This is a genomic window from Rhodococcus sp. BH4 (assembly GCF_002079265.1).
Classification (GTDB): domain Bacteria; phylum Actinomycetota; class Actinomycetes; order Mycobacteriales; family Mycobacteriaceae; genus Rhodococcus_F; species Rhodococcus_F qingshengii.
On sequence record NZ_CP014941.1, the window covers coordinates 524,330 to 536,959 of the forward strand.

General features: G+C 63.4%; 14 protein-coding genes. 5 read left to right on the forward strand and 9 right to left on the reverse strand.

Annotated features, from left to right (window positions below; genetic code table 11):
* The first annotated feature begins 168 nt into the window (after window positions 1-168).
* Complete coding sequence (locus tag A0W34_RS02495; protein WP_042446679.1) at window positions 169-1,527, forward strand: MFS transporter; 1,359 nt, start codon at window positions 169-171, stop codon at window positions 1,525-1,527.
* A gap of 58 nt (window positions 1,528-1,585) precedes the next feature.
* Here the strand turns inward: A0W34_RS02495 and A0W34_RS02500 are convergent, their stop codons facing one another.
* From A0W34_RS02500 to A0W34_RS02525, 6 genes are all read right to left on the reverse strand, one after another.
* Window positions 1,586-2,512: a LysR substrate-binding domain-containing protein gene (locus tag A0W34_RS02500; RefSeq protein WP_003943516.1), complete on the reverse strand. Its 927-nt coding sequence runs from the start codon at window positions 2,510-2,512 to the stop codon at window positions 1,586-1,588.
* Between the two features lie 50 nt (window positions 2,513-2,562).
* Window positions 2,563-3,855, reverse strand: a complete 1,293-nt coding sequence (locus A0W34_RS02505; protein ID WP_081557271.1) for a carboxylesterase family protein — start codon at window positions 3,853-3,855, stop codon at window positions 2,563-2,565.
* 85 nt (window positions 3,856-3,940) lie between these two features.
* Window positions 3,941-4,501 carry a TetR/AcrR family transcriptional regulator gene (locus A0W34_RS02510; RefSeq protein WP_007732404.1) on the reverse strand — a complete coding sequence of 187 codons (561 nt, stop codon included), beginning with the start codon at window positions 4,499-4,501 and terminating at the stop codon, window positions 3,941-3,943.
* 15 nt (window positions 4,502-4,516) lie between these two features.
* On the reverse strand, window positions 4,517-4,987 hold the full coding sequence (locus A0W34_RS02515) for a nuclear transport factor 2 family protein (RefSeq protein WP_007732407.1): 471 nt from the start codon (window positions 4,985-4,987) through the stop codon (window positions 4,517-4,519).
* A gap of 130 nt (window positions 4,988-5,117) precedes the next feature.
* Window positions 5,118-5,792: a Crp/Fnr family transcriptional regulator gene (locus A0W34_RS02520; RefSeq protein WP_003943506.1), complete on the reverse strand. Its 675-nt coding sequence runs from the start codon at window positions 5,790-5,792 to the stop codon at window positions 5,118-5,120.
* A gap of 255 nt (window positions 5,793-6,047) precedes the next feature.
* Window positions 6,048-6,320, reverse strand: coding sequence for a hypothetical protein (locus A0W34_RS02525; RefSeq protein ID WP_039973294.1), 273 nt, complete (start codon window positions 6,318-6,320; stop codon window positions 6,048-6,050).
* Between the two features lie 80 nt (window positions 6,321-6,400).
* Between A0W34_RS02525 and nth the strand changes: the two genes are divergently transcribed.
* Genes nth through A0W34_RS02545 form a run of 4 tightly spaced genes read left to right on the forward strand, consistent with a single transcriptional unit; the run spans window position 6,401 to window position 9,749 of the window.
* Entirely contained in the window at window positions 6,401-7,186 is a 786-nt protein-coding gene (gene nth, locus A0W34_RS02530) for an endonuclease III (protein WP_003943471.1), read from the forward strand.
* Between the two features lie 6 nt (window positions 7,187-7,192).
* Window positions 7,193-7,846, forward strand: coding sequence for a TlpA family protein disulfide reductase (locus A0W34_RS02535; RefSeq protein WP_003943500.1), 654 nt, complete (start codon window positions 7,193-7,195; stop codon window positions 7,844-7,846).
* Window positions 7,843-8,562 carry an NUDIX hydrolase gene (locus tag A0W34_RS02540; RefSeq protein WP_007732411.1) on the forward strand — a complete coding sequence of 240 codons (720 nt, stop codon included), beginning with the start codon at window positions 7,843-7,845 and terminating at the stop codon, window positions 8,560-8,562. The genes A0W34_RS02535 and A0W34_RS02540 overlap by 4 nt, the downstream gene beginning before the upstream one ends.
* On the forward strand, window positions 8,559-9,749 hold the full coding sequence (locus A0W34_RS02545; RefSeq protein ID WP_003946095.1) for a MarP family serine protease: 1,191 nt from the start codon (window positions 8,559-8,561) through the stop codon (window positions 9,747-9,749). The genes A0W34_RS02540 and A0W34_RS02545 overlap by 4 nt, the downstream gene beginning before the upstream one ends.
* A gap of 3 nt (window positions 9,750-9,752) precedes the next feature.
* Here the strand turns inward: A0W34_RS02545 and A0W34_RS02550 are convergent, their stop codons facing one another.
* Genes A0W34_RS02550 through nhaA form a run of 3 tightly spaced genes read right to left on the reverse strand, consistent with a single transcriptional unit; the run spans window position 9,753 to window position 12,544 of the window.
* Window positions 9,753-10,688 carry an alpha/beta fold hydrolase gene (locus tag A0W34_RS02550; RefSeq protein ID WP_064689106.1) on the reverse strand — a complete coding sequence of 312 codons (936 nt, stop codon included), beginning with the start codon at window positions 10,686-10,688 and terminating at the stop codon, window positions 9,753-9,755.
* Window positions 10,689-10,703: 15 nt separating this feature from the next.
* Complete coding sequence (locus A0W34_RS02555) at window positions 10,704-11,213, reverse strand: phage holin family protein (RefSeq protein ID WP_007732413.1); 510 nt, start codon at window positions 11,211-11,213, stop codon at window positions 10,704-10,706.
* The gene (nhaA, locus tag A0W34_RS02560; RefSeq protein ID WP_007732414.1) at window positions 11,210-12,544 is read right to left on the reverse strand and encodes a Na+/H+ antiporter NhaA; all 1,335 of its coding nucleotides are present in this window, start codon (window positions 12,542-12,544) and stop codon (window positions 11,210-11,212) included. Before nhaA ends, A0W34_RS02555 begins: the two co-directional genes overlap by 4 nt.
* Window positions 12,545-12,630: the final 86 nt, after the last annotated feature.

A 12,630-nucleotide genomic window follows, 5' to 3' on the forward strand; every position in this document is an offset into this window, starting at 1 on the left:
TTTCCGGTATGGCGGACGGTGAATTCGGCATTTGTGAGTCATGTCTCGAGCGAGCACAATTCCAAACACAACGATCGACGACGCTCGTGATACCGACAATCCCGAAGACGGGGTCGGTGACTACAGACTTCATCGTCCGCCTGCCCCATCCAATCGATAGGTTCCGCGATGTCAGACAAGATATCCAACAGCACTACGAGCGACGGAAAGCCGTTGCCGGAGAAAGCGGCCCGTAGCCGAGTTGCCATGGCAACCCTGGCCGGCACAACTCTCGAATGGTACGACTTCTTCCTCTACGGCACAGCCGCCGCGTTGATCTTCAACAAACAATTCTTCCCGAGCCTGAGCCCCACGGCCGGCACGCTGGCTGCCTTCAGCACCTTCGCCGTCGGGTTCATTGCACGGCCGGTGGGTGGACTCGTGTTCGGGCACTTCGGTGACCGGATCGGGCGCAAGGCCACGCTCGTGGTCTCATTGGTGATGATGGGCATCGGGTCCACACTCATCGGCCTCATCCCGAACTACGACTCCATCGGTTTCTGGGCGCCCGTCCTCCTGGTGGCGATGCGCGTCGTTCAGGGCATCGGTCTGGGCGGTGAAGGCGCCGGCGCGACACTCATGTCGATGGAGCACGCGCCGGCGGGGCAGAAGAATCTCTATGCAGGTTTCCCTCAGATGGGCACACCCGCCGGACTGGTTCTCGCCAACGGCATCTTCCTGACGACCAACGCCGTGATGTCGGACTCGGCATTCGCTTCGTGGGGTTGGCGAATCCCGTTCCTGCTCAGCTTCGTTCTGGTGGCGATCGGTCTGGTGATTCGCCTGCGCGTCACCGAGTCGCCGTCATTCGCCGGGATCATGGAGAAGGGCGAAATAGTCCGCTTCCCGCTGCGTGAGTCGCTCAAGGTCGGCTTCCCCCGTTTGTCTCTCACGCTTGCCGCGTGCTTGGCGAACTCCGCCGTGGCGTACGCCTTCATGGTGTTCACCCTGTCGTACGGAACTCAACATCTGGGCTACGACAAGCAATTCCTGGTGCTCAGCGTGACCGCGGCAGCAGTCCTGTGGTTCCTTTCCATCCCGTTCTGGACAAAGATCGCCGACAAGTACGGGCGTCGGCACATGTTCATCGGCGGATCTGCCGCAATCCTGTTGTGGTGCATCGTGTTCTTCCCGCTCCTCAACACCGAGAACAAAATGGTCGCCGTCATCGCGTTCCTGGGCATGGGCCTGATCGTTCCGGTCACACATTGTGTCCAGGGCAGCATCATCGCCGATACCTTCCCGGCCAAGGTCCGCTATTCCGGCTCGTCTCTGATCCTCCAGAGCGGTGCAATTCTCGGCGGTGGACTGGCACCGATGATCGCCACGGCTCTGCTCGACGCCACCGGATCTTCGGTCGGTGTGACCTGGTATCTCGCCGGGGTGTGCACGATCAGCCTGGTCGGCGCCATCGCACTGTTCAAGATTGTCCCCGATTCGTCGCGGGGCTTGGAGCACGAGGAGATTCGCGTCTCCGAAAACGCCTGAGTCCTGGTTGATCCGACATCGGCCCGTTCCCTCTGGAGGGAACGGGCCGATCGGCGTTTCACGGTCGCATGAGCTCAGTTGCAAAGGACTCCAGCGTCGCGATCAGGGCCTGCGCGGACGGACTCGACGTGCGAGTCGCCGACGAGGTGATGCCGACGCTGTGCCCGATCGGATCGAGTGTGATGGACAGGGTGGTCAAGCGCGCATCGTCGCGGGGGATGAGGCTCGGTAGTACCGCGATCATGTCGGTCTCGACCAGTAGCTGACGCACGGTGAGGAAAGAGGTTGCCTCGACCCGATTTTCGGGCAACGGCAAGCCGTTCCGGGCGAAGAACTCCTCGAGTTCGCGTCGGAGCACTGTCTCGACCCCGGGAAGGATCCAGGGGAAGCCGCGTAGTTCTTCGAGTTGGACGTCCTCGCGGTGAGCGAGCGGGTGATCTACGCGGGTGACGAGTTCGACGGACTCCGCGTAGAGGTTCCGTCTTGTCGCGGTGTCATCGGTAGGTGAGGTGAGCCGGCCGACGATCAGGTCGATTCGGCCCGCTTCCAGATCGGTGAGCAACTGCTCTGGCGTACCTTCGCGCACGACGACGGTGAGCAACGGGTGGTGAACCTTCAGGCGCGCGATAGCGCCGGGAAGCAGCACGTTGGATCCGGCGAGATGTGTTCCCACGATGACGGTTCCGCGATTGGCGTCGGCAAGTTCGACGACGTGTCGCCCGGCTTCGGTCAGCTGCGCGATCACGGCCCGTGCATGAGTTGTGAAGGCCTCGCCGAAAATGGTCGGGGTGATGCCGCGTGGGCCGCGGTCGAAGAGCGAGACGCCGAGAATGGACTCGATGTCGTGCAGACTGCGGGTCGCGACGGGTTGCGTGATGTGAAGTGCGGCAGCGGCGCCGACCACACTGCCCTGACGGCTCAATGCGTCGACGAGCAGGAGATGGCGGAGTTTGAGTCGCCCGTCGAGGAGCTTGGGCATGTCCATGGAGCAATCCTAGACGGGATTTCTCCGGGTGGGTAGGCGCCCGAAGTTGCTCAGGAGAAGGTGATTCCGATCGATTGGGACGAGGCGTACTTCTCCCAGGTTTCGCTGCTGTCCGGACTTCCCGTGTGCGCAAACGACGTCCAGTGCCGGCGTATCCGACGGCCCAGTGCGTCGATGCTCTGCCAGTCGCTGCTGCCCAGCATCGGTGAGCCCTGCCAGGACTGCTCGGTTCCCAACACGAAGGGTAGTTCTATGCAGTGAGTTGCTCCGAAGACGTCGTCGGTCGGTGCCCAGTCGAAGCGGTACGTGTACACCGACGCGCCGGCCGCTGTGAAGGTCTCGGCCAGCTCCATTGCCGGTTCGGCAAACATGTTCTGTGTCAGTGCCTTTTCGGCGACGTGTTCGGGATCGGGTACTCCCGCTACGTCGCGCACGAAAGCAGATCCCTCGTCTCGGGTGTATCCCACGATGACGTCAGGCGCTGTTTCGAAAGTTCGGATCACCGGTTCCAGTTCGGAGATCGGCGCGAAGGGCGGTTGCACGACATTGGGGGACCGCCGGCTGAACTCGACAGCCGTGCCGCGGAATGCGTCGAGAATGTGGGAGAGCGGCGCGGTCCGAGGATCTCCGTCGAGCAGTCGGGCAAACGTCTCCCCGTTCTCGATCGCGGCAGCCTGCGTGAAGTTGAGGTCCGGCCGTGGAGTGCTCTGCAGAATTACTCGATGGAACAGGGTTCGAGAGTTGTTACTGCTCAACAGATTCACAATCGAATGAGCGCCGGCCGACTGCCCGAACACGGTGACCGAGTCGGGGTCGCCGCCGAATGCCTCGATGTTCTCGCGCACCCACTCGAGCGCTGCGATCTGATCGTGGACCCCGAGATTGCCTTCGCTGACGCCGTCGAGGAGGAGGTATCCGAGCACGCCGACGCGATAGTTGACCGACACCACGACGACGTCGCCCTCGGCTGACAAAGCGCCGCCGTCGTACCAGGGGAGTGAGCCGCCGCCACTGGAGTACCCGCCACCGTGAAGCCACACCATCACCGGGCGATGACCGGTCAGCGACGGGGTTGTGACGGTGACGGTGAAGCTGTCCTCGCTGTGCTCCGGTTCGGGGAGCGGTGGCCCCATGATGCGTTCGAGTCGTGAAGGTGGTTGGGGGAAGACCGTTCCAAGCGCTGTGGCGTCGAAGACGTCGGAGAACGGTTCCACCGGTCGCGGCTTCTCGAAGCGCGGTGCGCTGGCGTAGGGGATCGCACCGAAGTAGTAGGAACCGTCACGCTTTCGGCCGCGGACCTTCCCCGAAGGGGTGGATGCGATCACCGTCTCGAACGAGGGCATGGGTTCCTTTCTTCTTGTGCATGCTTTTTCGAGCATGCCAGGTGGATGCCGCGGCACAAATGCCTTTGTGGTCGTGCGGTATGCGTTACGGCGTGAGTGCCTGTACCAGTCGATCTTCGAGTCGCGTCGTCACTCGGCTGTATACGGAACCGTCGTCCAGGGCCCGGGACATCACGATCGCCCCTTGGATCCCGGCCACGGCTTCTTCGGCGAGTCCGATGGAATCTTCGGCACCGACGAGTGCCGCCTCGAGAGCCGCTGTCCATTCGTCGAAGTATGTTCGCACCCTGGCGCCGAAGCGGTTTCGCTCTTCACCGAGTGCAAATGCGCCGAACAGGCAAATGCGTTGCCCTGACCGAAAGTAGTCGCCCGCGGTAGCGAACATGCTCTGGATGCGCTGCCTCGGTGGAACCGATTCTGCTCGAAGAGGTTCGAAGACTTCGATGCGAAACCATCCGTCGACCTCGTCGAGTACGGCCTCGGCCATCTCTTCCTTCCCGCGTGGAAAGAAGTTGTAGAGACTGCCTTTGCCTAAACCGGTGTGTTCGGTGATGACGGCCAGGCTTGCTCCGTCGAACCCGTAGGTTCGAAACACGTTCGCGAGAGCGGGAATCGTGTCCGATCGTTCAGCTACCTGTCTGGCCATGGATTCATCCTTTCATCACAGACCCAACTCGCTCAGGCCCGGATGATCGTGCGGGCGTGGTCCGGTCGGATCCCAGAAGAACTTTCGCTCGGACTCCTCGATGGGAACGTCGTTGATGCTGGCATGACGGTGGTGCATGAGTCCGTCGGCGTCGAATTCCCAGTTCTCGTTGCCGTAGGAGCGGAACCACTGCCCGTCGTGATCGTGCCACTCGTACGCGAATCGCACTGCGATGCGGTCGTCGCTGTGTGCCCACAACTCTTTGATCAACCGGTAGTCCAGTTCGCGGGTCCACTTCTCGGTCAGAAGTTCGACGATCTCGGATCGGCCGGTCACGAACGTCGACCGATTACGCCACCAACTGTCCGGCGTGTAGGCCAGTGACACCTTGTGCGGGTCGCGGGAGTTCCATCCGTCCTCGGCGAGGCGGACCTTCTGGACGGCAGTTTCGTGAGTGAAGGGCGGAATCGGTGCTCGGACGGTCATTGCGGGGCCTCTCGATCAGATATGTACCTATCGGTACAGACTTTACCGATAGGTACAACAAGAGTCCAGTGAACGACTTCGGCCGCCCCCACCGAAGCGGGAGCGGCCGAAAGAGTCGAACCGGAAGAAACTAGCGCGCGCGACGAGCGAGGCGCTCGGAATCCGAGATCAGGACGCTCTTGCCTTCGAGGCGAAGCCATCCGCGGTGTGCGAAATCGGCGAGCGCCTTGTTGACGGTCTCGCGGGAAGCGCCGACGAGCTGGGCGATCTCTTCCTGCGTGAGGTCGTGAGTGACGCGCAGGGCGCCACCTTCCTGAGTGCCGAAGCGCTGCGCGAGCTGCAGGAGCGCCTTGGCGACACGGCCGGGAACGTCCGTGAAGATCAGGTCGGCCAGGGTGTTGTTGGTACGTCGCAGACGGCGGGCGAGAACGCGCAGAAGCTGCTCGGCGATCTCGGGGCGCTGCTGGATCCATGCCTTGAGAGCGTCGCGGTCCATGCTCACGGCGCGAACCTCGGTGACGGTCGTAGCCGTCGAGGTGCGGGGGCCGGGGTCGAAGATGGACAGTTCGCCGAACATGTCGGACGGGCCCATGATCGTCAGCAGGTTCTCGCGACCGTCGGGTGAGCGTCGACCGATCTTCACCTTGCCGGACACGATGATGTACAGGCGGTCACCGGGTTCACCTTCGTTGAAGATGACATGTCCACGGGGGAAGTCGACGGGCTGCAGCTGCTTTGTCAGCGCCGCTACCGCTGAGGGCTCGACTCCTTGGAAGATGCCGGCTCTTGCCAGGACGTCGTCCACGTGCGCTCCTTGTTGGGATTTGTTCGTTTGTGGTGTCATTTTTGCGCTATCTATCTTTGTACCCTCGCTGCGCACAAACCGTCGTACACAGGCTCAGCCCTCATGAGTGAGACACTGTGTCCAATGCAATCTGTGTTCAATGCAACAGGTACGGCATCGAAGTCTACGTCCCGTTAGCTCGCGACGAGTGATTGATGCCACGTAAGAGCCGAAAATTCTTCCGGAATCTGCTGCGGTGACTACTTTGTATGGCCGTCAACTTGCCCGTTGTGTCCGGATTTCGCCCAGGCTGGCGCTCTCGGGAGCCTCCGACTGACGGCCCTTACGCCTCCGGTGGAAGCGGGCGAACGCATGGGGAAACCCATCGCTTGCCAGGCGGGCGACGTCGTCGTGACTTGCCTGGTCGAGGAAGTCTTCTACTTCATGCTCTTGGACCGAGAGCCGACGCAATCGCCCTTCGACTCGTTCCATCGCCAGGGCAAAGAGCATAAGCAGTAGCGGAAAGAGAATTACTGCGAGTCCTTGCATAGGGGGAAGTAAACACGTCGAAGGTCTCAGAATCGACACGACGGAGTCTCCACTCATGTCGTATCCGTACAGTTGTCTGAGTGCAGACCACCCCGACAGGCAGTTCAGAGCAGCGGAAGAAACCGCGTTCGGGGGGTGCGCGGAAGGAAGAATCACACCTCGGATTGGTACGCCGGGCGCGTCGGATGAATCGTGAGCTCGCTGTGGCTTTCCCACACGTGTACTGCGAACTCGACTTCACGACTCCGTTGGAACTGGCAGTGGCGACAATCCTGTCGGCGCAATGCACCGACGTCCGCGTCAACATGGTCACGCCGGCACTCTTCGCCCGTTATCCCGACGCAAAGGCATACGCGGAAGCCGATCGGACCGAACTCGAGGAGTACATCCGCTCCACCGGCTTCTACCGGAACAAGACGACGTCGCTGATCGGACTCGGTCAGGCGCTACTCGAACGCCACGACGGGCAGGTCCCGAACAAGCTCGAAGATCTGGTGAAACTCCCAGGCATCGGACGCAAGACCGCGAACGTCGTGCTGGGCAATGCCTTCGACATTCCGGGAATCACCGTCGACACCCACTTCGGTCGGCTCGTGCGTCGGTGGAAGTGGACCGAGGAAGAAGATGCCGTCAAAGTGGAACACGCCGTCGGGGCACTGATCGAACGTAAGGAATGGACTCTGCTCTCGCATCGCGTGATCTTTCACGGCCGACGGGTCTGCCACGCGCGCAAGCCCGCGTGCGGTGTGTGTGTTCTGGCCAAGGACTGCCCGTCGTACGGTCTCGGCCCGACCGACAAAACCGAGGCCGCGGCCCTGGTGAAAGGCCCCGAGACCGATCATCTGCTCGCCCTGGCAGGGTTGTGATCGCCGATGACAAGTGCCGGAAGATGGTCTCTCGCTGCGCTCGTGGTCGTCGCGGCTCTCGTCGTGGCGATCTGGCCGCGCGGGGGAGACGACACGACGCCCACGTCGACGGGCCCGTCCTCGTCCGCGTATCAGCCGCCGACGTTCACTCCGTCGTCGGAATCGCTCGATCAACTCCGTAGCCAGGCGGCTCTGGCCTCCTGCCCGACTCCGACCGGCGAAGCGCCTGCCGGCTCGGCTCTCGCCGGAATCACCCTCGACTGCGTCTCCGACGGAGCGCCCGTCGACCTTGCCGCAGCGGTGGGCGGAAAGCCGACCCTGCTCAATCTGTGGGCGTACTGGTGCGCGCCATGCGCCGAAGAGCTTCCGTACCTTCAGGAATTCGCGGAGCGCGCCGACGGCAGCATCAACGTGCTGACCGTGCATTCGGATCCGAATCAGGAGAACGCTTTGACGCGACTCATCGACTACTCGGTGCGTTTGCCCGGCGTCCAGGACGGTGACGGCAAGGTACGGATCGCAGTGGGCGCACCGCCGGTGCTGCCGGTGTCGGTGCTCGTGCGCGCGGATGGAACAGTCGCCAAGGTCTTGCCCCAACCCTTCCGCAGTGCGGACGAGATCGCCGCCGCTGCGGCGCAATATCTGGGAGTCGTCGTATGAGTACACCGGTTCCCGAGTGGTTGCGCGCTGTCGCCAGCACCCAGCCCACCGATCCCCATCGGATCAACCCCGTCCTCGAGCGTCGCGCGCCGCGCGGCACCGTGACGCGTCCGGCCGCGGTGCTCGTGCTCTTCGGCGGACCGCGTGAGGCCGACCCTCTCGCCGTCGGCGGCTTGCCGGAGGGCGCAGACGTCCTGCTGACCCAACGGGCGTCGACGATGCGTCAGCACAGCGGACAGGTCGCATTCCCGGGCGGTGCCGCCGATCCGGGCGACGACGGCCCCGTCGGCACCGCGCTGCGTGAAGCGCAGGAGGAGACCGGGCTCGATCCGAGCGGAGTTCAGCCGCTCACCGTGCTGCCGGAGATCTTCATCCCGCCGTCGGGTTTCGACGTGACGCCGGTGCTCGGCTACTGGGAGCAGCCGACGACGGTGGGCATTCAGGACGAGGGCGAGGTCGGACGGGTGGCCCGGGTGCCGCTGCGCACGTTGCTCGACCCAGACAACCGGTTTCAGGTTCGACATCCCCTCGGATACCAGGGCCCGGCGTTCCGCGCCGACGGCATGCTGGTCTGGGGGTTCACAGCAGGAATCCTCGCGGCGCTGTTCACGGTGTCGGGCTGGGAGATTCCGTGGAATTACGAGGACGTGAGAGACCTGGACACAGCGCTGTCCGAGTTCGGTGAAGGTGTCGAGGATTCGGCGGTGCCGCGATGACAGGTTCTCGTTGGGTGGACATCGCCATCGTTCTGGTCGCCCTCATCGCGGCCACGTCCGGATGGCGTCAGGGCGCGGTGGCGTCGGCGCTGGCGTTCGTCGGCGTGATCCTCGGTGCCGTCGCCGGGATTCTGTTGGCGCCGCACCTGCTCGTGCACGTCACCGAAGGCAAGCTGCGCATCCTCGCGGGCATCTCGCTGATCGTCGTGTTGGTCATCATCGGCGAGGTCGCCGGCATGGTGCTCGGACGCGCGGCGCGCAGCGGAATGCACAGTCCGACGGCGCGATCCGTCGACAGCGTCATCGGTGCGGGTCTACAGGCGGTGGCTGTCGTGGTCGCGGCGTGGTTGCTCGCGATTCCGCTCACTTCCTCGTCGCAGCCGAATATTGCCGCCGCTGTTCGTGGTTCGGACGTTCTCGCCAGCGTGGACGAAGTGGCGCCGCAGTGGCTGCGCCGCATCCCGACCGAGTTCTCGGCGCTGCTCGACACCTCCGGCCTGCCTGACGTCATCGGCCCGTTCGGGCGCACGCCCATCACCGAGGTCGAAGCACCCGACGCGAGCGTTCTCGCCAGTCCGTTGGCGGCGCAGTTGCGTCCGAGTGTTCTCCGCATCAACGGCGTCGCACCGAGTTGCCAGCGCGCGCTCGAGGGATCCGGATTCATCGTCGCCCCCGAACGCGTCATGACCAACGCCCACGTGGTTGCCGGAACCGAGAGCATCACCGTGGACACCATGGAGGGCGCACTGCCCGCGCAGGTGGTGCTCTTCGACTCCGCCGTGGACATCGCGATTCTGGCGGTTCCCGGATTGGACGCGCCGGTGCTGCCGTTCGCTCCGGAGCAGGCTCGGACCGGTGACAACGCGTTGGTGCTCGGTTACCCCGGCGGTGGTCCGTACACGGCCAGCGCAGCCCGCGTTCGTGAGGTCCTGAACCTGAACGGGCCGGACATCTACAAGGCCGGAACCACCCAGCGTGAGGTCTACACCGTGCGCGGATCCATCCGGCAGGGCAACTCGGGTGGACCGATGGTCGATGATCAGGGGCGGGTCCTCGGCGTCGTGTTCGGTGCTGCCGTCGACGACAGTGACACCGGATTCGTCCTCACCGCGCAGGAAGTCTCGCGCCAGTTGAACGCGGCTGCCTCGGCATCGACGCCCGTACCGACGGGCGCGTGCATCCTGTAGCGGTCACTTCTCCGTAAGGAGGAAGTCCCCGAGTTCGCGATTGACGCGCTCGGGGGCTTCCTGATGCGCGTAATGACCGACTCCGGCAATGGTGCGCAGTTTCTCGCCGGGAGCCCAGTGCTTGTCGCGACGCACGGTACGGGTGAGCACGTACGGGTCGAGTTCGCCGTGAATCTGGACGATCGGAATGCGAAGAACCTGATCCATCAAACGCATGAAACGTCGGCCCTCGGGGCGGAGCTGGCTGCGGAAGGCCCAACGCTGGTACTCCAAGGTGGAATGCGCGACGCCCGGGATCCGGATCGCGGACCGCATCTTGCTCATGACGTCTGCGAATTCGGGTTGCTGCGGCCAGGTGGGGCCCGACCGCGAGCGAACCAGACGCTCCACTTCGGCGCCGTTGTCGGCCGTCAACCGACGTTCCGGGCGTAGCGGTACCTGATAGGCCAGGAACGAGGGCAAAAGCGCGCGGCGCTGATAGGGGTCGCGGACGACTGCTTTCTTGAGCGCCATCGGGTGTGGAGACGAGATCAGCGCTATCGACCGCACCAGGCGTGGATGCAGGAGCGCGGTCGCCCAGCACACCAACCCGCCGTCGGCATGACCGATCAGCGTGGCCTTGCCGTAACCCATCGCACGAATGAGGCCGGCTACGTCACCGGCGAGCGTCCAACCGTCGTAGCCACGAGGGGGCTTGTCGGAGTCGCCGTACCCACGAAGGTCCATCGCGACGACGCGGAAGCCCTGCTCGGACAGTGCCGTCAATTGTTGGCGCCAGGACCACCAGAAGTCGGCGAATCCGTGCAGAAGCACCACCAACGGAGCATCCGGCTCCGCGTCGCCTACCTCGACGACGTGAAACCGGATGCCGTTGGCGTGAATGTCCCGGTGAATCCAGGGGCCGTCGAACCTGACGGTGGATGGATCTGGGGCTGCCACTTTCGATCAGACTCGCTACCGGCGCGCGTTGAAATCGACCGACGGCTTTGCGTCGTCATGGCTGCCGGGGATGACGTTCTTGGCCTGCTTGAGCGATTCGATCGTCTTCTCCGGAGCCCTCAACTTGCGCACGCGCAGATAACCGAGCAGCGCCAGAATCGCGGTGGTCACCACCATGATCAGGAAGACGATGAGGAACGCCAGCCAGCGCGGCACCCAGGTGTCGAGCATCTCGGCCAGGAAGAAAAAGAAGAAGAACGAGCTGAACAGCAGAACCGTGAAGGCCAGGATGAAGAAGACGCTGCCCTGCAGACCCTTCTTGACCTCGCCCGTCACCTCGGCCTTGGCAAGTTCGACCTCGGCGCGCACGAGGGTGGAGACCTGTGCGGTCGCGTCCTTGACGAGGGCCCCGATGGTGGCCTCGCCCGGCGTGCGGGCGTCCACATCGGTGAGAGGGATGGAAGAGACCGTGTTCGGTACTCCATCTCCGGTGAAGCGCTGGCTCTCTCCGTTGGTCAAGCTCACTTGTCGACCTCTCCAGGTAGTTCTCTCGCGTCCGTGGCAATGGCGGTGGAAGCGTCGTCTCGAGCCGCATGAACTCGTCCACGTCGCCACAGCAGCGCTGATCCGATCAGCGATGCCACCAACGATGTCACGAGAACTGCGGCCTTCGCTATCTCGGCCTCGCTGCCATCGCCGACCCCGTCCAATGCGAGGTCTGCTACAAGCAGGCTAACGGTGAACCCGATGCCACCGAGAACTGAGAGGGCAAACATGTCTCTCAATTCCAGTGTCTTGGGTTTGGTTGCTATCCCCAATTTGATCGCGAGCAGGGAAATTCCGAAGATTCCGACGGTTTTGCCGACCAGAAGACCGACGACGACCGATTGCCCTACTGGGTCGGTGAAAATGTCGCCGAGTACCGCCGCGTTGATCGGAACACCGGAGGCGAACAGTGCGAAGACGGGGACACAGAAGCCTGCGGAGTAAGGCTGAATGCGGTGCTCGAGACGGCTACCGGGCGCGTACTCCTCGTCCGGATCGCGCCTCACCCGGGTGAGTAAGCCGAGCGCGACGCCCGCGAGTGTGGCGTGTATCCCCGCTTCGTGCATCGCGTACCAGGTCAGTAGTGCCAGCGGGACGTAGAGGAACGGCGTCGTGATGCGTTTGTGTTGGGCGTAGGCGTAGGCAGCCAGGGCTGCGGCCGCGGTCAGCAGCCACAACATCGCGAGGGAACCGGTGAACAGTACGGCGATGAGGATGATCGCGAGCAGATCGTCGACGACGGCCAGGCTGAGCAGGAAAACTCGGGCGCTCGCCGGGATCTTCGAGCCGGTCAGCGCGAGCACGCCGAGGGCAAAAGCGATGTCCGTCGCGACGGGAATGGCCCAGCCCTTGTCCATGCCGGGCGTGCCGAAACCGATGGACGCCGCGATGATCGCGGGAACCAGGACGCCGCCGCACGCCGCGATGATCGGGAGCATCGCGGCTTTGCGGTCCGCGAGTTCGCCGACCACCAGTTCACGTTTGAGTTCGAGGCCGGCGACGAAGAAGAAGACGGCAAGCAGTCCGTCCTGCGCCCACGTGCCCAAGCTGAGGTCGAGATGGAGTGCGGACGGACCGATCTGGAAGTCACGTAGTGCGATGTAACTCTCACCGAAAGGAGAGTTCACCCAGATCAGAGCGAGGGCGGCAGCGATCAGGAGGATCGATCCGCCCACCGTTTCGGTGCGGAGGTAGCGGGACAGTTCGGAACGCAGGGTGGAGATCACGCGTGGGGACGACCTTTGTTCGTGCAACCGAATTCGGATGCAACAGACATGAACGTGATCGACGTTGTGACGCATCGAATGCACGTGCCGACCAGACTTCCCGGCTCACCTTTACGGAATTTTATCGCGGATTGCCCGCTGAGCCGAATTCGCGAACCGAATTTGCGTCG